Annotated in this window: 20 protein-coding genes and 1 pseudogene; 1 reads left to right on the top strand and 20 read right to left on the bottom strand. The window is 40.3% G+C overall.

Annotated elements, in window-relative coordinates; genetic code table 11:
- Window positions 1-409 precede the first annotated feature (409 nt).
- The 15 genes from ACMWKA_RS22160 to trhI all read right to left on the bottom strand — a co-directional run bounded on the left by ACMWKA_RS22160 (window position 410) and on the right by trhI (window position 15,699).
- Window positions 410-1,030 (bottom strand): hypothetical protein, encoded by a 621-nt coding sequence (locus ACMWKA_RS22160; RefSeq protein ID WP_031942301.1) that lies wholly within the window; start codon window positions 1,028-1,030, stop codon window positions 410-412.
- Between the two features lie 66 nt (window positions 1,031-1,096).
- Entirely contained in the window at window positions 1,097-2,017 is a 921-nt protein-coding gene (locus tag ACMWKA_RS22155) for a hypothetical protein (RefSeq protein ID WP_031942300.1), read from the bottom strand.
- Between the two features lie 68 nt (window positions 2,018-2,085).
- Window positions 2,086-3,021 (bottom strand): hypothetical protein, encoded by a 936-nt coding sequence (locus ACMWKA_RS22150; RefSeq protein WP_000691119.1) that lies wholly within the window; start codon window positions 3,019-3,021, stop codon window positions 2,086-2,088.
- Between the two features lie 69 nt (window positions 3,022-3,090).
- Window positions 3,091-3,969: a hypothetical protein gene (locus ACMWKA_RS22145; RefSeq protein WP_000762003.1), complete on the bottom strand. Its 879-nt coding sequence runs from the start codon at window positions 3,967-3,969 to the stop codon at window positions 3,091-3,093.
- Window positions 3,970-4,047: 78 nt separating this feature from the next.
- The gene (locus ACMWKA_RS22140) at window positions 4,048-4,569 is read right to left on the bottom strand and encodes a hypothetical protein (protein WP_001011130.1); all 522 of its coding nucleotides are present in this window, start codon (window positions 4,567-4,569) and stop codon (window positions 4,048-4,050) included.
- Window positions 4,570-4,838: 269 nt separating this feature from the next.
- On the bottom strand, window positions 4,839-6,071 hold the full coding sequence (locus tag ACMWKA_RS22135; protein WP_000220379.1) for a toprim domain-containing protein: 1,233 nt from the start codon (window positions 6,069-6,071) through the stop codon (window positions 4,839-4,841).
- A 113-nt stretch (window positions 6,072-6,184) separates the two neighbouring features.
- Window positions 6,185-6,406, bottom strand: coding sequence for a hypothetical protein (locus ACMWKA_RS22130; RefSeq protein WP_000192120.1), 222 nt, complete (start codon window positions 6,404-6,406; stop codon window positions 6,185-6,187).
- 72 nt (window positions 6,407-6,478) lie between these two features.
- Complete coding sequence (locus tag ACMWKA_RS22125) at window positions 6,479-8,485, bottom strand: VWA domain-containing protein (protein WP_000762700.1); 2,007 nt, start codon at window positions 8,483-8,485, stop codon at window positions 6,479-6,481.
- Between the two features lie 77 nt (window positions 8,486-8,562).
- Window positions 8,563-9,690, bottom strand: a complete 1,128-nt coding sequence (locus ACMWKA_RS22120; protein WP_000174396.1) for a DUF3150 domain-containing protein — start codon at window positions 9,688-9,690, stop codon at window positions 8,563-8,565.
- Window positions 9,691-9,753: 63 nt separating this feature from the next.
- A complete protein-coding gene (locus ACMWKA_RS22115; protein WP_031942299.1) occupies window positions 9,754-9,927 on the bottom strand; it encodes a hypothetical protein in 174 nt (57 codons plus the stop codon).
- 131 nt (window positions 9,928-10,058) lie between these two features.
- Window positions 10,059-11,117 (bottom strand): ATP-binding protein, encoded by a 1,059-nt coding sequence (locus tag ACMWKA_RS22110; RefSeq protein WP_031942298.1) that lies wholly within the window; start codon window positions 11,115-11,117, stop codon window positions 10,059-10,061.
- 57 nt (window positions 11,118-11,174) lie between these two features.
- Window positions 11,175-12,152 (bottom strand): hypothetical protein, encoded by a 978-nt coding sequence (locus tag ACMWKA_RS22105; protein ID WP_000810361.1) that lies wholly within the window; start codon window positions 12,150-12,152, stop codon window positions 11,175-11,177.
- 60 nt (window positions 12,153-12,212) lie between these two features.
- A complete protein-coding gene (locus ACMWKA_RS22100) occupies window positions 12,213-12,590 on the bottom strand; it encodes a hypothetical protein (protein ID WP_000120822.1) in 378 nt (125 codons plus the stop codon).
- A gap of 57 nt (window positions 12,591-12,647) precedes the next feature.
- Window positions 12,648-13,520, bottom strand: coding sequence for a hypothetical protein (locus tag ACMWKA_RS22095; RefSeq protein ID WP_000041927.1), 873 nt, complete (start codon window positions 13,518-13,520; stop codon window positions 12,648-12,650).
- Between the two features lie 394 nt (window positions 13,521-13,914).
- Window positions 13,915-15,699 carry an IncHI-type conjugal transfer helicase TrhI gene (gene trhI, locus ACMWKA_RS22090; protein WP_000517885.1) on the bottom strand — a complete coding sequence of 595 codons (1,785 nt, stop codon included), beginning with the start codon at window positions 15,697-15,699 and terminating at the stop codon, window positions 13,915-13,917.
- 179 nt (window positions 15,700-15,878) lie between these two features.
- Between trhI and ACMWKA_RS22085 the strand changes: the two genes are divergently transcribed.
- Window positions 15,879-16,751 (top strand): hypothetical protein, encoded by an 873-nt coding sequence (locus ACMWKA_RS22085; protein ID WP_000771834.1) that lies wholly within the window; start codon window positions 15,879-15,881, stop codon window positions 16,749-16,751.
- A 28-nt stretch (window positions 16,752-16,779) separates the two neighbouring features.
- Here the strand turns inward: ACMWKA_RS22085 and trhN are convergent, their stop codons facing one another.
- The 5 genes and pseudogenes from trhN to ACMWKA_RS22060 form a co-directional block, all read right to left on the bottom strand.
- Window positions 16,780-19,968, bottom strand: a complete 3,189-nt coding sequence (gene trhN, locus ACMWKA_RS22080) for an IncHI-type conjugal transfer protein TrhN (RefSeq protein WP_000776701.1) — start codon at window positions 19,966-19,968, stop codon at window positions 16,780-16,782.
- Between the two features lie 18 nt (window positions 19,969-19,986).
- Complete coding sequence (gene trhU / locus ACMWKA_RS22075) at window positions 19,987-21,042, bottom strand: IncHI-type conjugal transfer protein TrhU (protein WP_181231580.1); 1,056 nt, start codon at window positions 21,040-21,042, stop codon at window positions 19,987-19,989.
- A 144-nt stretch (window positions 21,043-21,186) separates the two neighbouring features.
- Window positions 21,187-22,698: a TrbC family F-type conjugative pilus assembly protein gene (locus tag ACMWKA_RS22070; RefSeq protein ID WP_001256132.1), complete on the bottom strand. Its 1,512-nt coding sequence runs from the start codon at window positions 22,696-22,698 to the stop codon at window positions 21,187-21,189.
- Window positions 22,685-23,197: an IncHI-type conjugal transfer protein TrhF gene (gene trhF, locus ACMWKA_RS22065; protein WP_001286760.1), complete on the bottom strand. Its 513-nt coding sequence runs from the start codon at window positions 23,195-23,197 to the stop codon at window positions 22,685-22,687. The genes ACMWKA_RS22070 and trhF overlap by 14 nt, the downstream gene beginning before the upstream one ends.
- Before the next feature lie 277 nt (window positions 23,198-23,474).
- A pseudogene (locus tag ACMWKA_RS22060) lies at window positions 23,475-24,155 on the bottom strand (hypothetical protein); the annotation flags it as partial.
- Between the last annotated feature and the right edge of the window lie 98 nt (window positions 24,156-24,253).

Raw genomic sequence — 24,253 nt, 5'->3', positions numbered from 1 at the left:
CTAAAAGAAGATGCCAGCGACAGATTTTACATTGTCATAGACAAGTGTCTTCAGCCAACCAAAGTTACTTTTTTGGACTGAAGCAAAAGGATCATTGAGACGCGTTACGAAAATCGTCAAAAGCTTCAGTTATTAGTAATGTGCGATCAGTTACTCTGTATCGGTCATTACTTTCGAGAGATACGTAAGTTGAATGCGAAGAATCACAGACAACACGCCCTCTTTTATTGATCAATCTTACTTCCATCATCACCGGCACATTGATAATTGAAGCAACATCGGTATAGAGGGATATGAGGGCATCATTGTCACAATATAACGCCCCGTTCCCATCAAATGTATCGTTAAACTTAATATATATATCTGGCATATTTGCCGGATAATCATCAGTATTGAAATCAATGCATAACTATAAGTCATCATTAATACGGCGATTAATCTTATGCTGCCCAACACGTACAAAGCCATGTTCAACAGCTTTGATAATCCTTAAAGTTTCATTAAGACAATCTGTAATTCTTTTCTCGACAAATGAGATAAAGTCACCAAAGTCGGAATGAAAAAACTGTTTAAGTGCAAATTTCGCAACTAACACTTTCCCATCCACCTTCATTTTATCGAGATAAAGATTTCTTATAGCATCAGTAGAAGAATTAGCTTTAGATAACTCTTCACAGTCATTAATAATCATTGAAACAATATCAATAACTTTAACTGGGCTTAAAGTATTACTATATCCGCGAATATCAAACGTAAAAAATCCGAAATTCTTAAATACTCCAAGAAAATAAATTATTTTTTGTTTCAAAAGAATAGAATCGGAGTAAGATGCGTTGTGCTTTATTAGTTCAGATATGTAGAGATCCAACATACAATTTAAATTATCGATATCTACATCGTAATCAAAGGTTACTTTGTCGAACGAAGTATCAGATAATTGAACGGTTATATCGTCAGCGGGAACATTAAGGCCTAAATTTTGATAAAGAAAGGCACTAACAAATTCCACGTGGTCAGATTCTTTAAACATTTACACTACCTCATGACTAAAAAGGAAGTGCTTCCCACCGGGAAGCAAGTTCCCGGATGGGTTAGATTAATTATAAAAGAGTTCTTCAGAAGGTACATGCATTTCTGGTTTGAACTGTTTTAAGGAGTTGTTTATAGCTTTTCGATATAACCCTGAAGAGTGTGGCTTAAACATTTGATATTCCGTAACGAGCAGAGGAGACGTAAAGCATCCTAAGTTCACTAGTGAAATATTTGATGTTTCTTCACAAACATCTAATTCAGCGTATATCCGCCTCTTCATTACCCTGCCTGCTAAATAGCGACGAACATGATTTATAAACTTGTCCGCATCTGATATAGAATTAACTATATAATCAGATGTGACTATCTGATTAGATACAGTTTCAGGTATAGCTTCGGCTATTATTTTTACGTTCATTTCATAATCAACACTATGGAAGCAAGCAAGAATTTGTGGCTTCGCGCTTTCTAAAATCTTTTCAAGAACAGAAAAAATCAGAGAGAACTCGTTTAAAATTCGCTTTTGTATAAGTCCATGTAGATGTTTTATGAAAGGAGAACCGTGTTCAACAAGGCCTAGTATAAGATCCTTAGAGGCCAAATCTGAGCGGTAATAAACGTATTCTAGATTATCCCGGTTAAATCCTTTGATAAGCAAATCAGGCTTCTCTGAGACCAGTCGTAAATGAGTTGAAGCTATAGAAACTTCAAAACGAAAGTTCGCGAGATTTACAGGGCCTGCTTTTAATGTAGCCGCTTCGGAAAAATAAATGAAAAGAGGATGCAAATCATCGTTACCACAGTAAAGATGGTCTGCGCCCTTAAGATATTTCACCAAATGAGGTAGAAAAGATATTACTGGAATATCAGCCACAAATCGAATATGCCGAAATGGTTTTGAATCCAAATATATATTTTCCACTACAGCGCCAACAAAACCCATTTTAACAAGAATAGATTCAACTAACTTTTGTATCGCATTCATTTAAATACCCTCTTAATAGAGGGATTTCTCCCAAAGGGAGAAATCCCTATGGGAGAAAATAATTTTAATTAATAATTGTAGCGAAGCGCATGTTCTTTTTCACTAAGATGGTTTTCATATTCCGACTTACCAGAACTTAAACACTCTTTGAAAAAGACCTTTGAAAAATTCTTCAAGTCACTTCGGTTGTTAATTTCTTTGTCAGACATCAACTTAGCTGAGTGTGAGGTATCCACAGGCCCCAACCACCATTCATATTTAATATAAACACAATTGGTTTTTGTATGTCCATTTAGAAATCGTTTTGCATTTCTAAGTATTTTTCTACAACCGTTAAGGTCTGAAAGTAAGATATCTGGAGCAATGAGCTCTTCCAGAATATGACCAGGTAAGCCTTTCCTAAAAAGCTCAACATCGTAACTACAATACCAGTCACGATAATTAAAAGCTTTAATAAGTCTTTCAGGTGTATCCAAAGATATCTTATTCAGGATTTTTAATGCAAAGCATACAGCATCTTTTAACAACTCGTGCACCTCAACATTGATAAATGAGAAAAACGAGCTTAATTCTTTCTCTAAGGAATTATACAACTTACCGTAAATATCCTGAGAAAAAAGATACTGCAATCTTTCTTTATTATAAGTGCAATTCGAAATTGAATAGACTTCTCCTCTTTCGATTTTGCACCCTTCCCTTAAAACTATAGGAAACCTCAAATGGTTAACAATGAAAGAATGATTCTTTCTTTGCTTCAAAGCATCTAATTGAAATTTCGTAATTTCCTCCAGATTTGCATCTTCAAAACCTGGAAAGGGAATATCACAGAAACAAGAACTATATGCTTTTGCTGATTCATACATAAACTCCAGTGAAACATCAGCATCAAAAGACATACCAGAGAACATGCCCTGCCCATTGTCTAAAAATGTAATGTTTTTAACCTGTATTTTTTTATGTTGAACAACCAAAAAGGCATTAATGATTTTTTCGATAATTTTCATGTGATCCTCTCTCAATAAAAAAGGGATCACTCCCATATGGGGTGTGATCCCCACATGGGTATAATTTAATTAAAAATCTGTAAGACCTAAATCTTTATTTCTACCACAAACTGTAGAAGATATAAGACGTTTTACTCGCTTTCGAGCACTTCGGCCTGACGTATCTTTCAAGTACATCGGTAATGACAATGATGAGATTTGATTACTTCGCTTATGATGGCAGACTATATAGCCCTGCCTCCACCCCGAACGCACAAACTCACGGATGCGGTTAATATATGCCGAAGCTTGAGATTTTGTACTTATCGATTCAGAACACTTTAAGTTCTGTTCGATAGAGTAAAGCTCAGCCGCCATTAATTTCACCTCATACAGGTCATCCCCATAACTTATAGTTTTCAACAGCTCTTCCTTTTCCCGAATGAAAAATACTTGCTGCATTCCAAGGATCAGGTCATAGGCCTCTCGAAAGAGGTCGATAAGCTTATTACGAACATAAATCATAAACTCCTCAAAGTGCTGAAGCCAGAAATAAGCCGCATTACTTATTTGTGAATTGTGAGAACAAACAAGCCCTTTAGCAAGCTCGACCTCTTCCTCCCGAAAAGTAAAGTTACTTTTCTTAAACCGACTTTGTTCAAAAATGCTTTGATGCATTTCTATCCATACAGAAACAAAACCGAGGGATTCAAATTCTTCGTTTAACAAATGTAAACTTTCGAAGATTTTCTGAATTTCGATCCCGATGTCATATGACAGTGGACATTCTTTTATAGAATAAACATAACCGGGTAGGAAGTGAGATAAATGCTCAGTTCGCAAATATAAACTGAATTTAAGTTCTGTCAGTGGTTGTTTCAAAGATAATTTAGATGATTCGCTTATATTTACTGGTTCAACACCATTTCTAATCAAAATAGCTTTTACCAGGTCCGTAGCTAACTTCATACAGCCTCCAGTCGTTATTGAGGCCTCCCTGATGCAGGTTGGCCATCAGGGAAAATATGTAAATCAATTAGCAACCAATCAGACCGTTGCCATTACATTGTCAATGTATCTGACAAGGGATGGGCGGTCGTCCTGTAAGGCAAAACGGCGAAGGTCATCAAGATTATACGCAGGAAGATAATCAGCGTAACCTCGAATACGAAGGTCCTCAACCACAACTTTTATATACTCAAATCGTCCAAGATTTCCTTTTAATGGGGGTTTTCCTGGACTAGACAGCATATCGTCTGCTTGCTCCCATGTGATTTCTTTAGCTTCACCACTATGTAGATCAAGATGGACATATATGAATGACTTATAATCTCCACGGCAACGAAGATAATATTTCGGATAGAAATATTTGTCACAACGCAACAAACACGTTCCTGAAGGACGAACTACGTACAACAGGTTTCTGTCATTTTCTAATATGCCATGTTTCAAAATCGTTATATCTATCTCATTATCATGCAGCAAATAGCATGACGATGGTTCATTGACGATGCGCGATTTTATAACAGCAGCAAATTTATTAAAAACTTCGTTAGTTTGAAAATTCATTAAAATGCTCTCCGATGTAAAACGACGAGCATCACCATAACGGTAATACTCCCGTTATGGGTTTTAATAGTTTATGGAATAACCATGTCATACAACCGACCATAGCCAGTAGTACCGCACATTTATTTAACTGAGCAAGCATCTCAGCCGTGAAAAGACCTTAAAGGCAGGTAATTATCACGAAGGAAAGCGGTTATCTTATCAATACAATTTAAAAAATAATATTGATAAGATAACCCCCCCCGCAAAATGCGGGGGAGTTATCGTTGTTACAGCTGATTAAGACATTCAGGAGCCCAGTGAATCGGGAATCCATCCTGCCCTGTTAACTGGAGAACATCGTTCCAGTCGATACCCTTTTTCCCATCAGGAATATCTTGTGCTGGTTCGAAGACTTCAATTGTCAGCTTTGATGCGGGATATCGTTTAGCCAAAAACTCAACCATGCGGCTTTGAAGTCGCTGAGCAGCTTCGATACCGGCACGAGTGCCTTGTGAGTTAGCAATATCCTTATCCGCCCAGATATAAAAGTTTATATATTTTACATCCGGCGGAGGCAGTAAAAAATCAGGAACAGTAACGTTTTCAAGGCACCATGCGGAGCTGGCTGCCCAGCATGGTGTTGAAGTCGCTTCTACAACAGAAAGCGCATTCTCGATCCCTTCAGCCACTCCCAGTGTCCAGGTCGAACTACCTGAATCATAGTGAGGGTCAAACAACTGAATTGAGCCACCTGTCATATCGGCAGGAGGCTTCATCATCAGCTTTGGATTTTCTACAGGTGCCTTATCACCGTTTTTGTCTACGTATGTTCTATGGATAGTCAGAGGCCGACCTCGGGTGTCACGATAGATTGCAATCATTCCCGGATAGATAATCGATTTCTGCTTATCTTTATCCCAATAGTAGATCCGGTTATTAAAGCCTAAATCCTTTGGTAAGTGACTCAGTAAGCGGGAGATCCCACGATTACGGAGGTACAAAGCAACAGGAGTATTAGGCTTTATTTCACCGGTATAGTGATACATCACATCAAGTTTTCGCATTCGCTTTGCCACTTCCTCTCGGTCAAGAGTTTCTGTGGCACGAACTGCTGATTTATAGCGTCGTTCATTTTCAATGTCGGCGTCAGTTAACGGAGCATGCAGATCCATCCCGAAAAAATCTGAGAGAATCTTTTTGCAAGTCTGCGTTTTACTTAATTCATAATATTTCGCCAGAACATCAATTCCGTCGCAAAACTCATTTACCGGAAAGTCATTATGGATCGCACATCCGGTATAAAGGTCTTTTTGCCGGAAACGAAACTTCGATTTCCCTGCGCCAGTAAACGGGCAAGGAACCTGGCTCGGGGCTTTTGCACAAGCGTCTTTGAAAGCAGGTATTCTTTCGAATATATACTTCCAGCCAGACACTTCAGCAATTCGAGCATGAACGAGTTTAATAAAGTGTTCAGATACTTCCTGTGGTTTACGACGAAGAGCCGGGGATGCATAAGTCATGATGATCTCTCTTATCTGGCATTGTGAGTTTCTCAATGCCTTCTGCGGTGCAGAAGACAGGGAGAAACCCACAACGCAGAATTTAAGAAAGAGGGCCCGGGGGCCCTCAACATTTATGCTTCAGTCGTGAAGCCATTATTCTCAAGACGCTGTATGTAGTTATCTACAAGTAACGCAGCCTGCTGGCTATTACCCTCCGCTATAGTGACTTCGCGGAAGATTCTTTCCTGAGGGCTATCATTGCTTATAACTTCACCAACACGTCCGAAAATACGGACTTTATGCATCGCACCGACTTTTTCATGTTCTACACGGTAAGTTTTTATCTGAGTCATATTTTGCTCCTTATTCCTTCATGGAGCAAAAAGACCCACCGGGGCCTTTTTGCCCCGATTGGGTAGAGTTTATTAAGAAAGTATTTGATGAACTAGCTTACTGACTTCAATAGACAATAAAGAAGTATCATCAACTGTTACGAAAGTGTCCGTTTCAAAACCAATTATTTCATCAGTCTTAATACCAACACCAACGATTTCTATTCCATTACATTTAGCCTTTTCCATAACTTCGACGATAGTAAATTCCGATTTATTCGGATAACCATCAGTTATAAGAAAAATTATTTTCCTATCGAATTGGCTGTCAAGTAACAGATCAACAGCTGCCATTAAAGCAGATCCCGTAGGGGTATAATAACCCTTACATCCAAGAGTGAATTTCGATAGAGATTCCTCAACGCTTTGATCAAACGTTTTGATAATCTCAAATTCACTTTCCTTGAAGGGAAAAACTATATTGGAGACATGCATTTTTGACAAACTTTCAGCGGCCATCGATAAAGCAAGATCTGACTTAATGGCATGAATATATCTTTCATCATTAGCCATTGACGCTGAAATATCACGAACTAATACGAGGCCAACATGCCCTCTATTTTTAGATTCGCTTTGAGCTCTGAAGACATCACGAACTCCCATTTGTGACAGAATTAATCGATTTCCATCGAAGGTAATTCCACGCTCATGAGTTTTGTTTCGGCCACGCATTTTAACCTGCTGTAAAACAGACAAGTCGCTACCGATTGAATGACTCAGAGACAAAGCCTCATTGTAAACATTCAAATCGATAAGGAGATCAGGGATATCCCATTCAGAAGCACCGAATTCGGCTTTCACGTCATCGGATACTTTTGATGCAATACCTTCAATCTCTTTAGCCAAAGCATCGTGATAATCTTCGCTATCCTCATCACTGCTAAGAAAGGCATCCAACAAATCTGCCAGTATCTCCCATTGAGCCGATGAAAAGTTACTTTCATCTTCAACGTTAGTCGAACTGGCTTCATCTGATTCACTCTCGGAAGGGTTAATCGCATCAGTATCGTCTTCAATAATGTTATCACCCGTGGGATTGCCACCGGTGGGTTCATTATTTCCCTCGTTATCTTCAGCAAGTTCTGAAGGCTCAGAACATCCCTCTTGAGCAAGATCAGCGTTATCGGAAGTATCTGCCTGACCTTCACTATCGTCCTCAGAATCATCCTCACGACTATCAGTCGACGTAAGCGATTTATCTTCTGATTCGGTATCGGTATCGGTCTCGGATTCATCATATGCCTCCTGCTCCTCCTGCTCTGTCTGCTGCTGTTGTTCCTTTGCCTCATCCCGCAGTCTCTCTAAAAGAGCCAGGGTCTTACGAGCAAGGGATTCACAGCCCTGAGTATTTTCACAACCAAGAGCATCATGAAAAATTTCCTCAACATCAGAAATTACTGGAGAAAGTATCTTTTGGGCATAGTCAAAAAACGGATCGAGGGTTTCTTTGTGACCTACCTGCTGAAGGACTTTTACTCGCAATGAGTTAAGCAGATACCACTCAATAAATAGGACAGGATTTTCCGGACGAGAAGATATATCAGGAGTCATCCTTCCGGCTTTAACCATCAGTGCGTAAGTGGCTGCAAGCCGCCGCTTTGCATCCGGATAATCGTTACCAACCTTCTCTTCCATCTGTACATCATCGAACAGATTTATAAGCCCGGTAAGACGTTTTGCCCTGCTATAAGCTTTACGTTTCTCAGCGAGGCTCTCAAACTCTGCATTCATTCCGTCATCGAAGCGTGTAAACCCTTCAGATGACATGAGAACACTATTAAAGGCGTCACTGTAAACCTCACTGACGGTATAGCGACCATGACCAGCTTCATGACAGGTAAAACCTTCAATCAGACTGACAAAGTCATCATCGCTATAATCGCCGTTTGGTAAAACACAAACTTTATTGACAGGATCAAAATACGGTCCTTTGGTATTGTCGTCTATTACAACTCTTACATCGCCTAAGCCGCTAATGACTTTTGCTATATTCTGTAAACGCTTAATATGGCGCGGCGATGATTTAAGATCTAATTTCATAGAATACCTCTTTATAAAAAAGGGGTACTCACCCAGATGGTGAAGTACCCATCTGGGGTTTTTAATAAAGCAAACAGTTACCAGCCTTTGAGCTCGATATCAAAACCATTTTCAGCATTGTCTTCCTGTTGCGAAACTGATTTCTCAGGTTCAGCTACAGAATCAGTGTTTGAAAACGTGCTGTTTTTTATATCGTTCTCTACGACAGGTTCAACCTGAAACACATTTGTTGAATCTAAAATAGCTTCAATACCTGTGTTCTGTAGCGCGTTCGGTTCTGTTTGTGAGCTTTGATTAAATGATCTGGTAATAGATTCCAACCAGTCAGTAACCTTTTGCTCTCCTGAAATAATACGCTTTAACATTGAAGCATCACTCATGAAATAAAACCACTGCTGTAACACCGCAACGTCGCGAGGTTCAGAAATGGCACCTTTAGGTAAATTATTCATTATGTGTTTTATAGCTTCTGCAAGTACTGCCGCCTCTTTATGTATAAACATGAAGCTAATGATCTTATTTTGCATTTGCTTCAGTCGGTCAATAGTACTTGAGCGCAAATTATTATTTTTACTAATTTTTTCATAAACCCTCATTGCTTCTTCTGCCAGATCTGTTATCAATTGTTCCTGATAGTAGTCCTGGGTTTCATCACCTTCAACGCTAATAGGCGTAAAAGGAATAAAGTGAGCAATATTAAATCTAAAGGATTTTATGAAATCATCTTTAGTTAATTTCAACTGATCAATCAAAGAAGACATTCTTGGGCTTCTATTTTTTTCAGCCTCAATATGCATCTCATAATTGTCTACAACGTTTTGAATACCTGCCTGAAACTCTCGTTCAATCTCTTGGGCCCCTTCCAGAAACTCTTCCATACTGGAAACTGGTAAAATCCACATATTGCTATAGCGGATGCACAAGCGTGAGCAAAGGGTTGATATTCTGCTGGTAATCGTACTTTTGAAGCTAAGGGCTTTTATGTCAATCCAACGTACTTCGCTTTTAGATACGCTTTTTTGATCCGTAATATCATCTCCATCATAAGACAAATCGATTTTATCGGTTCGACGCGATCCTTGACAGCCACTTATTTCAATTTTTGTTATAACTGCACCTTCCAGTAAATCTGGATATGATTTTGCAAAATTCTCAGAGATTTGTTTTGCAGATACTTTGTTAAGCATTGAAGTATTTAAAGTCATGGGTTTCTCCAAAAAAAAGGGGAAACCCTCCCCAACGGGAAAGATTTCCCGATAGGGTTGATATTAAAGCTTCTCTGGCGCAATTAAAAGAATACCGGGAAACTCAGCGGCAACATCATCATTGCCCATTGCTCCCTGATACATATAACCTTTTAATTCCATTTCTTTAATTATACCTTCCATATTTATTTTACCATCATGATAAAACAATAAAGAATAGTCGTTATTCAGTTGCATAAGTCCAGTAAAATTAGTTCCGTTTTTTGCTATAGCAATGGTAGCAGCACCATCCGTACTTAAAAACGCACTAAATTCAAGATGGGATAACTCTGAGATACAAATATCAGAGGTTTCATAACAAATCCCATCTAACTCGACTTTTTTGCTGTGAAATACTCCAGCGATTTATCCTTGTCTTCGCCAAGAGAAAGATCTATAGCTTGAAGAACAAGATCGACCACATGTAAAGGTAAAGCAGAAGCAAAAGCTATTTTGAAAGTGTCAAGAAGACTAAAGGTTTTTAACGTCATCGACGTGCCAACCCAAGCTACTAATTGACGAATATCCATCACACTGTCTTCTGTACCAGAGTCATTTACTGCAATCGCTACTCTTACGAACTTCTCAATGACCTGAAAAGGCAAAGAGCTATATCGTTTAGTAAGCACATTGGTTAAAGCAACTTTGTCGGGCTTCACCATTTCAACTATCAAGAACCGCTTTATAAAAGCTGCATCTTGACGTTGAGAAGAAACGAACCGGCGAGCGCCTCCACTCATGTTTGTGTTTGCAGTACCAATAAATCGCGTGTAGCCATTAGCAGTTATAACCTCACCACCATTAGCACTGAGTGACCAGGGCTTACGTTCAATGGGCATGTGAAGTTTTGCTGCCGTATCAGGATCGATTTTGTCCACTTCATCCAGAAGAATGAGGTGACCATTACGAAATCCCGTTACCAAATCGCTGTGTACAAAACCTGTATTACCACCATTAAGACTGCGCTCACCTTCAAGCTCATCAACTCGAATATTGCTGTTGATCTGCTTAATTGTCAGCGGCCAATTCATCATGTGGCTAATGTACATTACCATTTCAGTCTTGCCAGAACCGGACTCACCTTTAAGACACACACTTAAATCTATATCCGGACTGATAAGCAGTTTAACCACTTGTTCAAGTATTCGGGGATTTGGTATGTAGTCTTTGTTCAGCGGAGCTCGATACGAGGTTTTAGTTTTGAAAACAGGCACAGCCATCTTTGGATCCATTTCTGGAATACCAAAAAGGTCCTTTGCTAGAACTAAAAGATACTCACCTTTATCCACATAATGTTTTAACTTTATAACATCCGGGGAAAGAAGAGCTTCTAATTTTTCATAAGCATCAGAAGATGTTTCATTTAACTTCATAGCGGCATTAGACATTTTTAACTCCGGTAAAATGCAAACACCGCCCTCTGGCAGATGTTTGCCAGTGGCATTTTATTTGAGATTCATTTGGCAAATAGTTGCCATCAGTTTCCTGATTTGAGGCACATTATAACCAAGATGATTTCCCACTATTTCAAAAGCTTCAGACATGATCCATTCAAAATGATTTTCGAATATTGGATTTATTTCTAACTTGCCAAAAGCGTTTCGTTTAGTTAACAGATCACATGAAACAAGCTCGTCAAACAACTCTAATGTGGATTTAAAAGCTTTTATGTAAACATCCATAATTTCCCTGTCAGTCCATTTAACAGCCAGTTTTTTTTCTGACATTAAATAATCCTGATCAAAGAAGATGTCCCAGCCCATATCGTCATTGCAATCATGCAAAATGATTTCATCATCATTCCTGCATTCAGCTAATTTCGTGTTTTCACTAATCGAACGATGCGAATGATAATAGAGCCATGATTTTAATTCCGCTCTAAATTCACATGCATCAAGTCCATGAGATAAACAAGTGTATTCAAATGATTTTGACATATACCACCGTGTTTCAGCTTCTAAAAGTGGATTCACTGTGATATTACCATTGTCATCTTTGAAGAATAACTTTCTCCTCAACACTAGTTCTTTAATGATTTCCAAAGACTCTTCCATAGCGGATAGAAAAACAACATACACATCCTCAGGGGTCCATTCTATTACCAGACCACCCAAATCTGGGTTATATTCTTCAACCGAATATAGATAATCTGTTTCTGCTGCAAAATTAATTGTATGCAAAATCTGATTTTTAAGTAATTTGGATTTTTCATAAAGGTGATTTTCACGCCTTTCAGAATCATAATTTATCTCAGAAATGTTACTTTCATCTGATTTAAAGTTTAATCCGGACGTGTATGCATCATTTAAATGCTCTTTGGGTGAATCAACTATTTGCGTTATTTCATCTTCATCTATATCGAATATAGAAAAAAAACTAAGTTGATTACTACTTATTGCAGTAGCCCTAAATTTTTGTTTCATGGGGACTCCAAAAGGAGAAATCCCATGAAGGGATTTCTCCCCTTTAGGGTGGGTTTAATGTCAGATCTGATTAAAGCTACTTTGTCCAAAACCTTTTAGAGGTTTAGGTATGTGAGCCAACTTACTTGTTGCTACCACTCTCATGTAGTCAAGAGGATGTTCTCTCCCTTCAATCATAATAGTATCGACAACAATATAACCGGAGACCATCAACTCATCACCCTGATTTATACCAGTGAAACAGGTTGAATACATTTCAGGCGACACCTTGATTTGAACTGAAAATTCTCTCTCAGTGATTTCACCATCAACTTCTGTCTTCATCCTATTTTTGAGCTTTATTAACAAACCTATACTCTGGTCAGTCATTTTTTTCTCCACAGCACTGATAACTATCCCGGACACTTTTACTTCATTGATATATTCAAGATATGACATTTTCCGCTCCTCGATTTGTTCAAAGAGAAGCCCCGTTAGGGTTCCCCCTTAACAGGATTAAATAAATTTATTAGTTACATACATGAACGTGCAGACTACCAAACAGGCAATTCCGGCAATATGTAACCAATTTCTTGTTGGTTTAGTTGGTGCAATCGCTAAAGAGTTCTCCAACTTCTCTGTTACAAGACGTCGATTCTCTGCTTTAGCCGCATCATCTAAATATTGAGTTTCACGCTTAGCGAGAGTCTCAATTTTCGATTTTATTGCATGGTCCCATCCTTTAGTTTCAAAAACGCTTAACTCACTAAAGGTGTGCGTCATGAGATCTTCTGGGAAACCCAGTTTTTTCATTAACGGACGAATGGTATCATACATTTTTTCTACATTTTCGTAGTGGGCCTTTACTGCGACATCAAAACGCTTACGTAAAGTTAATTTTTCACGTTTGCAAATGATGTCCGAAACCCAATTTATTAACTGCTCATTTTTGAGTTCACTGGCTTTTTCAAGTGAGTAATCCAGATTATCCACGTCAAGAAATGAATTTAATCCGTATTTTTCAAACTCCTCAACAAGATATTTATCCAGTTCAGTTAAGCTTTTAAAAAGTGGTACATCTGGGGAAGCTTTAAGAAGCTTATAAGCTCCTTCGAAATCAATTTTCTTGACCACGAGCTCCACAACATCCACATGATAATAGCTTGAATAAGCAGAAAGCTTTTCGGCCAACAAAGACACAGGCTTAAGAGACTTAAGTTCAATGATATTTGGGCCGTCCTCATTCAAAATAACAATCAGTTCATTATCACGTTCTGTATATTTCATCAGAACTTCTAAGAGCTGTTTGTTTAGCGCCTTATCCATCTCTGGAATAATTTCACTAAAGGTTTGATGAAGGGCTTTACTGCGAGCTTTATTTTTAGACATTTGGGGTCACCTATATATAGTAAGAAGGAAGAAACAAATTTTTGTTTCAACACGAAGGCAAAGCCTGTCATTCATCTCCCGTAAGCTATGAACCGCCTGATTTATACTATCTGGCATTAGAAGTACGCAACAAAAATAGCCCCAGGAGGAGCTAAATTAGTTACGGTTTGGTAAATTCAGATTGCCTTTTGCAGGCATGGGAAGTGCACCAGCGACAAAGGTGACATTTTGCCGGTGGTGTCTTACAGCTTGTTTAAGCTGGCCGCTTTTCACGGCTAAATCAACGCTTAACGCGAAAGTAACTTTAAGCAAAGTTACTCAAATTTGGGAGCTGATATTTAAGCTCATTGTTTTTATACTATAGCTTTAAGCATAAGTAAATGCCCATATCGAATTATTCTGTATAAAGTGGAGAAATTCGAATATTAGCTGCTTCTTTTATCTTTTCTTCACTGCATTCTCTTAAAAAGAAAGAAGGATCACCATACCACATTACAAAAAGTTGCTTTTCTGCACGCGTAAATCCAACATAAAGCAAACGTCTTTCTTCTTCTATTGCCTCCTCCCCAACTGATCTTTTACTTGGTATCTGATCCGCATTACAACTCATTATTATTACTTTATTCCACTCAAGACCCTTTGAACCATGCAAGGTTGATAGGACTACTTTCTCTGGGCTGTATTCCTCGTCCTTCTTCCTAGGGCCTAATGACATTGCAGCAGCACGATTTATCATATTCATCCAACCAGTCTTTTCTGCCCACTGTTTACAAGTGTCTAAAGCAATTTTTGTTAAGGTTGCTGTACCTTTATTACTCCTCATCTTGATTGACGACGATTCCATCCATTTCGTAAGGTTGGCGAAACGTTTTGCTATCTCAACTTTATCAGAACTTTCCTGGGTAAAGCGCACGAAGTTTGAATGTAATGTTTTTGTTTCGAGAGAACTGTCCTCCGGGATGGCAAGGTCGCCAAAAGTAACTTTTCTTCCTCTCATACTCAATGCCACTTCATCCAAAACTGATTCCTGTTCTCCAAACAATGCCAATACTCTCTTCATTAAGCGAGGATCATTTGATTGTCGGAAAAAGGCCATAAGGCTTAACACATCGCTTGTTTCTTTTTCATCCCAGAATGATTTACCTCCGTAACGAATTACTGGCTGTTCGATCAAACTTTCTAGCTCATCCAAGTGAGCATTATTGCGGCTTAGAATTGCCCATCCATGTGGATCCTGATTTATAAGGCTTAAAATACCCTGTATCTGTTCCTCCATATCTACATATGAACGAAAAGTGACCTTTCCCCCTCCCTTTTTTGCCGAGCGTAACTCTTTGGCATAACGGTAAACATTCTTTCCTATCAGTGCTCCGGCCACCTCTAAAATTTCAGGTTCACACCTAAAGCATGTGTTTAAGTAAAATATGTTAGGTCTGAAGTGTTTTTCAAACTGTTGAAATATTTTGACTCCTCCTGAGGATCTGAAGGAGTAGATGGCCTGATCATCGTCTCCAACTATACTCGTATAGACTCCAGCTCTTGTATGCAATGCTATCCATGAGAATTGTATAGAGTCAGTATCCTGAACTTCGTCTACTATCAAATGTGTCAAATCTAACGTGCGCATTTTTCCCGAATGCATTTGACCGACAACAAATTTTGAAAGAGCATTGAGGTCCGCCACATGGTCTTTCTGGCATAACGCCTGATAGGTATTAAACAAATGGATCTGTTGTCTGTTATGCCGAACTGAAATCACATCCGTATCCATTTCTCTGCCGATAGCATCAATAACGAATTCAGCTTCAGCAAACTTCATCGTTACACCGGATTCTTTCAAAGCCCGGTGAATGACAGATCTCTGTGCTGGCCCTATCAACATCTTTCCCGGCCAGCGAATCATGTCCAGTTGCTTCTTAACGAGTCCGTGAAAAGTATCCACCAGCACCCGGTCAAGATCCTTCTTGCTCAATCGCTTTTGTAACTTTGCTGCAAGTGCGTTTGTTGCAGCGCGAGTAAAGGTCACCATCCCGATTCTTGCATATGGATACTTTTTGAGAATCGATATAACCGCTTCTATCATGGTGAACGATTTGCCTGATCCAGGCGCTGCTATCACCATATTGTTTGCGCTAGCATTCTCGATAACAGGTCTTTGCTCTTCTGTTGGCTTACCCATTTCAACCTCATTACTTCGTTTTAATAATTATACATTTTTATAAAAGCGCTTTTCTTGTGTACTGCTGGTTCTACTGGAAATCACTTTTTTTCCTTTTTTATGCAATCAGGTTGTTTGTGAAACGCGTGACTATGGAATAATGGTTCCATCTCCAAAAGACATTACAAAAAGGGCTTTAAATGAAACTTTTACGTTTAGTATCTCTGGTCTCTTCTGTCGTCATTGGTTTTTCCCTATCGGGTTGTGCCGGTGACACCGGCACTACGCCAGGCACCGCTCTGAATGCGTACAGTCACGGCCAGTACTGGCATGCTAATGCAAATGATTCTGTCGCCAAGAATGCCTATTCGTTTGCTGGTTTCGACGTTAATTTTAAGGAGCAAGAGGTTACTCCTGGAGGGGATGCCGACAACTTTCTTTCTAAGTATCTCATCAATAGTTCGATGGGCTACGTAACAGGCGGTCTAAAAGGTTTTGGGATCATGAGCCTCAGCTCTTTGTACAGTTCTTCTGACGCCGAATACATCCAGGTCAATCAATACCTAGTGTTCGTCCCCAATCCAAAAAAATTGCCTTACAATGATGAAAGTTTGGTACGTGAGGGAGCTAAGTATGTTTTTGAGCATACAAAAGCAACTCAGGCCTCATTTGGATACAACCCTGAAAAACAGAAAGCAGCTCTGGCCACATGTAAAATTGATATGGCAGTCGTCAATAAATGGAGTACCTGTGATCTGCCCTCTAAGCCTGATGCTGATGTTTTCCCTACAGATTCAATGTACAGCTTTCAGGCGATTCGCCCCGCAACAGGAACCGAAATTCCTGAGCTAAACCTTCCCGCTGGTGATTACGCTGTAATTCGTTATGTGTTCATCCCATTTAAAGGAAACGAAACAAGCGCTGATTTTTCGGGTATCATTTTCCGTTCTGATAGCCCAAATACAACAACTCCAGGGGGTGTTGCAGCCTCCATCAACGGAAAAGATTATTACCTCTTTACCGGTGAATACGGTAAAAAAGGCTTCCCAGAAAAAACATTGAAAGCCAAGTAATTAAAAAAGGGGCCTAACGGCCCCTTCTTCAATATTTCGGCAACTGCTTGCCCGTAACCGGATCCAGCGTAGTTGAACCTACCTCACATATGGCCGGTCGAGGTAAATAGCTACAATCTACATTTTCCTCTTTTATAGCCTGAGCATTTTCTTGTCTGGCCTTTATCATATTTTCTTCACCGCCCATTGCTTCCTTGGTACGTTCTGATGGAAGTTGATAGTTCTCATTCTGGAATGGTAAGTTTTCCACAATTGATTCTTCGGAGAATTTTGAATATTGATCAGGAACTTCTCCTACCTGAACTGCATCATTAATCCACTCCGTCAGATCAATTTTATCGAAATCCAGTTGCTGTATTTGCTTTATTGATAGCCCCACGCAATTAGAGGCGACAGGGTCTATTCCTAATTGCGGATAAGCTTGTTGCATAATAACGCGTGACAACATGGAATTATAACAGCACATGTCTGTTGCTTTTTTAACGCATTTCTTTGTGAAACCAACATTCAGATATTTGACGCATCGTTCCGTATCTAATGTAAAACAGGATTTTTGATTCTTATGAATAGAAGCTTCCATCTCTTTCTGGTCGCATGCTACCAACATTTCTAAAAGCATTTTAGTGACCTGATAGGCTGTATAAATCCAACCGATCACGTTTAATGCAAGCATAAAGTTTTGAACCGCAGCCGAGAAGACAACCTCTCCTCCGGTAGTAGCAACGTTCTTAAAGACAAAGTCACGAACTGTATCTGGTAGCAATTCGTAGGCTTTCTTCATTGCCATCTGCTTAAGCTGACCTATACCGAAGCTGGACATTGTTTCCTGTGCCAACTGGCCAGCACCTCCTGCCCCTCCAGAAGTTGCGGAAGACCCAACTGCCCTGCTTAGATTACCAGCGACGTTTTCATATACGCTCGTTAAGGAGCTCGTGACGTTGTTCCACATTTGCCCTACTGTTTTACCAGCTGATGCAGTCCACTCTCCGACCGCATTAGACATAGAAGCCCATGTACCTGTATCACCGCCGGTCCATTTTATTAGCTGAGCATTAACTCTGGTCCAGTTTGTGTTTCTGATCATAGATCCGGCAAGCATGATACCTTCAAGTGCTCCTGCGGTTCCCTGTGGTGCTTCGCAGCAGTCCGTCTTTGCCAGGCCATTTACAAAGCCTACTGAACGACCACACCATTCAGGTTTTCCTTCAAAGACGGAACATGAATTGGCATCGTTAGGGTCTTCGCATTTGGCTTCGCCCTGCATGTACTGAACCATGTTTGAATAAGCCGCAACTTTTCCAAAATCGTTGTTCTCTTCCTTTGGCCCAGTTTCGCATGTTCCACCTGAACATGGGATCATGCCAACACAGGCATTTGTAGAAGATTCAACCTCCCGAACTACATCCTTCCCTCTGTCACAGGTGTATTTCTGTTCATACATGTAGCAACTGTTAGTGCCCTCATCGAACCAACCCTCTGCACATGTTTGTTTATCGAGTACACATGCTGCATCATTTTTATAAGCACTACATGCATCAGGCATACTCTTTATTTCTTCATAGTTGTAACAGAGGTCCTTTCCATTAGCGTCTTTCATAATTTTTCCACTAGCGTCATAAGAGCAAATTTTGTCTTTGGCCAATGGATCACAAAAGTAGCCTTCAAGGTTTGTCTTCCAGGTAAGAAATCCTTTATCACCTTCATACAGAGGCTTTGCCAATGAAAGCACGCTTTCCGGAAGCCGTTTTGTGCCAACATCCATATCTTTAAACCGATCGAAACGGCAGAATGTATTCGGAGCTTGTACAGCATCGTAACAACCAGCTGGTTCCTGGACGTGCTTATCTTCGAGCTTCATATTTTCAAAAGTCAGCTCAACCTCAAAATACCCTTCACCCTTCCCACCAACCCATACTCTGGATGCCATTGTCACTTCTCGATCAGGCTCCTCATACACCGATTTTCTGACCTTATCAGTCACATCGTAAACCTTGTCGAGTTTCCACGATTTTTTTAACTCCCAAGATCCCTTAGGAGCCGGATAGTCACTTTCTCGATATGCACCATCTATGTGAGCAAAAATCTGCGTGCCATCAAGTGTTACCCGCATGTGGTCATCCCACTCCGCGTTAACAATCTTTGCTGAGGCCAATTTTGCATCCGGATGGAATTTTAATGTCAGTTCGTTATCATATACCCCGTCACTCCAGTAGTTGTCATCACGGCGACCAAACCATATACGCACACAATTATCGCCGCACATCGACATGTCTCCGTTTCCGCCTGAAATGTAAACAGGGACTGAAAAATCACGGGTTATCGTGCAGCTGCTGAAGTTATCTTGCTTAGGCGAGTTACAGTAGAACTCTTTGTAATCAGGATAGTGTGTGGTTACTGTTTTTTTAGAGGTCTCAACATTACAGTTCTGAAGCCAGTTTCCAGTACCAGCAACAGCATTTGTTATCTCATTTCTCCCCGCAGTAAACATGGGATCGTTAGGCTTTATAGATGATGCCGGGTTGTCCTTGTTAGCATTTACGAGGGTGCGGTAGGCAACGCCATCATAACTTTGAGCATCAAATAACTGGCTTTTCCGATTCTTTATATCGTTTACAAAGCCATCCTCATCCCCATAACGATCTGCGGCATTGAACTTAATATCGCTGTGCTTTTGCTCTGAGCTGAAAATCTCTCCGGTATTTGTTTTGGTTCCAGGAGTAGTATTGGGATTACTGCTTATACCAATGTTGCCATTAGCATCCCGAGAGAGCAGCTTTGCCCCTTCCTTGGTATAGTTTGAATTGATTGTCCCTCCAGACATACTCGGCAGTTGTACGGCGCTACCAATGGACTTTCCATCGGATGCGGCATTTTTCATGACACTTTCATTTGAGTTCCCTGCCCCATACTTTCCGAGATTAAGATTAGCGGATTCGGCTTTACCCACGTATTTCTCGGTGATCTTCCCACTGACATTCTCGCCTGAATCCGCATTCTTGTACTTCTCAACAATGTCCTGAGCACTGGTTGTCGCATTGCGATTTGCGTTAGGATTAGCAAGATTAAAGTTACTTTCGAGCTGGTCAAATATAGCGTCTGCCGCATAAATACGAGGAGTCATTACCATATTTATGAGAGAGATATAAAAAGCCCAACTCATAGTATTGGCAATCATTGATGCAATAATAGTTGAAGCTATCGTTTTTCTAAGTTTCATTATTTTTACCCTTAGAAATCAAGCGCCTGGTATATATCTGACGCAACAGTCATTGTAACGCCACAACATATAGACATAATTATCATTGCCTATTTTTTTGCGCCCACCTTTAAGGGTTGACCAGTCATGTACCGAATCACCAAGACGATGACAGCAATCCGGCCCTTTCGCCTCAGGAGTTGGGAAAAGCATTGAAAGCCGATACTGGGAACGAGGTGTAAAGTATTCCCACGTTTTCTCACACATTGCGTCTGCTCCCATCGTTCGCATCAGCATTCCCTGGCGATGTAGTTTAGTCAGAAGACGCTGGGTTATCAGTGAACTCGTCCTTACAGCGTCATCATTTGCGTAAATGTGGCCGGTTAATGGATAAAGGTTGCCATCGCATCCGGCACAAAAGTATGCAGCGAGATTATCCTTTCCTGCTGTTACTGCTACACAGTCAGCAGCGCACACCATTGAGGCAATTGGGTTTGCAAAAACTACTGCCTCTGGATTCAGGACGAGTGTAAGCAGATCACTTTCCCACATAGGGTCCACTTCGCTTATATAGGTCAGGCTGGCATCTATATAGGGTTCAGCAGTGCACTCGCCAATAATCAGTAATTTGAGCATTGTCATGATTGGGAACTCCCAAAGATGAACATCGTAAAATCCGGCTTCAGTTGCTGTCATTGGCTGATTTGTGTTGCTTTTACCAATATCAAACTGCGATTTTTGAAGCATCGTGCCTTCAAGAAAGGGGCTGCACCAGGGGCTCTTTACAACTTCAACAATCTTCACCGGCTGAAAGAAGCTCAATTGCCAACCTATTTCCGGTACGCCGTTCTGATCTGTGCAGTAGCAACCCGGACGTGAAGGAGCAGCGCCTTCTGGAGCTGCCCCTATGCCCATTATCCTCATGGGAAAAATGCAGCTCCAACAGATATTCTTAATCAAGCCCTGCCACACTCCAGCTGACTGACACATAGCCCCAGGGACTCCAGCATCTGCTGCCATAGCCATACCCGGTATAGAAAGCGAAAGCATAACTGCTACAATGAACTCTAAAAGTAACTTTTTGAATTTTTTCACCATCATGCTCACTTGGATGTAATAAATGTTGCAACACTTTCGATATAGTCGACGGCTTTGGTAAAATAACTTCTCATCTGGTCCGGATAATTTAGCGTCAGCCATGTTGCAAAGAGAGCGCCTATAATAAATCCGAGTTTCATCTTATTTTTCCTCTGAAAGATTTGGGGCTCCGATACCACGGACTTCTGCCTCGCTAAACAGGGTGATCCGGAATTTATCTTGGTCAGTAGTTATAAGCGCAGGTGTGTTTTTAATCTGAAAGCGTGAGATGATCTGTTCGTTAACTTTAAACACCTTACCGTTAAATTTTTCACGTAAATCATTTAGGTGATCCCATCCATTATCTTTTTGGATACGGGTAAACATTGGCATTACTTTTCCACTACCCAGACGTTGTCGATACTGCTGCTCAGCCCATACCAGCTGGCCCGGATTGAGTGGATCGAAAATTATCATCGTCAGGTTTTGAGGAAATCTCGAAAGTGGATTAATCAACTCACCGGCGGAAGCTATTACACGGCCCTGCTTATCTTTTACGTCCTGAGTGACCCTCACTGTAGGGTCAATTAAAAATTCTTTGTGTTCCTGGGCAGGAGGGAGGTCGACCATCCATTGATTTTTCCATGTGTCAGAAACGGCCCTTTTTTTTGCACCTTCCCAGTCATATTTTTGTGCACGTTCTTCCAGTTCTTTAATGATGCTCTTTTCTTCAACGGGATAAGTGGTACCAGCAACCGGGAAAATATCCTGATCGGGTTTTTTAGCAAGTTCTCGCTGAAAAAACTCAACGTTGAAGGAGCCTACCATTTTTGCAAAACGAGCTTGCTCCCTAGAAATAATTGTCGGTACTTGAGTTACTTGATACTGACTGAAGCTATCAGGATCAATTGTAATCAAAGGAGATTCAAATTTTCCTTTGACAATCATTTGGTTTATTGCTGCCTGTGTCTCTGGTAGCCGAGTAGTTCCTTTCTTTAGACCATTGAAAACTACACGAGCTTTATGCTCTGAGGCCGTACGTAGAAGGTCTTCCAGTACATAATCCGGCAAGCTAAATGAAGCAAAGATCGTTATTCCATTTTCAGTTGATAGTGCTTCTTCACGTGTGCTATCCATTTTTCTTTCGAAGTCAGCAGCTGTGATGCCCGAGGAACCAAACAATTTTTCGATATTTTTAGATTGTCCTCGCATGACTTCCGGCTTATTTTCCACAGCTTTCAGAGCCGCTTCATTAAGGCTGGCGTTTTCTTGAATTTCATCACGTCTTCTAATTATATCGTTGACAGCTTCAGAGTTATTACTTTGGGCCCTGATAGCCTGGGTATGGTCTATAACTGCTTGAACACTATCCGCATTCATACCGGGGACGTAACCACGGTTTATTTGCTTGCTCAGGTCCTGGTTTTTTTGGAGTGCTTCAGCTTGCGCTATGTACTTCTGCACATCTGGTGATTTTAGCGTAGCATCAAGGCTAAGAGCCCCATCTGGCTGCTGTGCACCTTTAGCCTGTGCCCCAAGCCCTTTTGCTTGCTGAGCGATTAGGTCAGCATCATGTTGATACTCAGTGCTTGCATTTGTATTACTTAAAACTGCACATAACGCAAGTCCAGGAAGTATTGGTAAATATTTTTTATTTACATTAAAAGATCGCATATGTTTTCCCAATTACTGAATTCAGCTTTACTGTTCCCCAAAAACGGGAATCCCATGAGTGATCGGTTTGCCCAATTAGGAAAACTTCGCCTTCAGGAATTATCAATTCTTTTTCAATCAAAATGGACGGAATATTGTATTTCTTCGAAATACGACGTGCATTAGCTTCAAAAAATTTGTCCCCGTTATAAACCCCATCCATTGTTACTTTAAGTTTGTCACCGCCCACACCGGCAACAATTTTTATGACTCGTTCATTTTCTGGGATAAAACGTACCGATTTCGGCATGTTAAATGCTATGAGTTCACCAGTTTTAATACTTTTATCCGAATGATCAATCATATAAAAATCAGCAGGCAGGCACCCATTCAATAAACCGTATCCAAATGTATAACGGGTGAAAAAGACACACATAACGAGAATCAGCAATAAAATATTAAGGGGGACATACCAATCCAGTATAAGCAGCCCTCTCTTTTTAGGTATGTAGTCGCTCATATTTTTCTCACTGGCACTGAAGAATATTTTTACTAGGCAGATGCACCTCTATCCAAGTAACTATTATCCATGTTTTTCAACGCTCGGAAGTCTGCAAACTAACCTAATATTCACCTATAAGAATGTTAATTCCTCAGCATGTATACGCAGCTTTGTTAGCGGCCATGAAAGATGCCTTTGGAGCAAAGTTACTTTCCGACATTAATTTTTCAAAGGTCCAATTATTGGGTATAAAAAAGCCGGGACATAATGTCCCGGCTTTATATTTAAAAATTAACTACTCACTGCTTGGTATTGATACAGTGTTTTCAGACTTACTTGCCTCTTCAGCCGGTCCGAAAACTGTCACGTGCTGTGTTGCAAAGTCTCCACTATCATCATAAGCAATTACTTTTATGTCCTGCTTACCACGGTTAAGGTTTTTAGAAAGTGTAGCCGTACTACCGAAAACGTTCCTTAATTCGCCGTTGATGAACCATTCATATCTAACCATTTTTCCATCAGTATCATCACATTTATTGGTAAAGCTCCAGCTTAGGTTGGTTTCCGTGTAGCTCAATGTACAATTAGGCACTGCGTTTTTAACGACATCAAACTCAACAGATGCTGAACCTCTCTGTCCAAGTTTACTAACAACATCAATTGTAATCTCGTATTTCTTTTCTTTTAAACCCGAGATCAGTTGAGCCCAATAATTTTTGCCGCTGGGTATTACTTCACCGTTCACCTTGTATGTGACCGTATCTATCGAGTCCGCCGAATGAGATAGCTTGATGTTTGACCTTAAGGTTACATCGAGTGGAGCTCTCATATATTTGTTAGAGAACTTGGGTGTCATCTCAACGTTCATTGGCGTTTGTTCATCGACAACAAAGGTATTTTCGATACGCTGTTCATTGTTTCGGTTATCTTTGAAAACAACCATCAATGTATATTTGCCAGGATTTTCAATTGTAAATGGATTGGCCCCTATATTTCCATACACTTTTTATCACTTAACCCATGACTGGTTCGTCGCCGCAGATATTCCCGTGGCGAACGATACCCCAGTGCACT

The sequence above is a fragment of the Enterobacter sp. 03-F-07-AD-ECC genome (assembly GCF_047530935.1).
Classification (GTDB): Bacteria; Pseudomonadota; Gammaproteobacteria; order Enterobacterales; family Enterobacteriaceae; genus Enterobacter; species Enterobacter cloacae.
The sequence above is the reverse complement of the archived record's forward strand: the minus strand, read 5'-3'. Positions and strand labels throughout refer to the sequence as shown.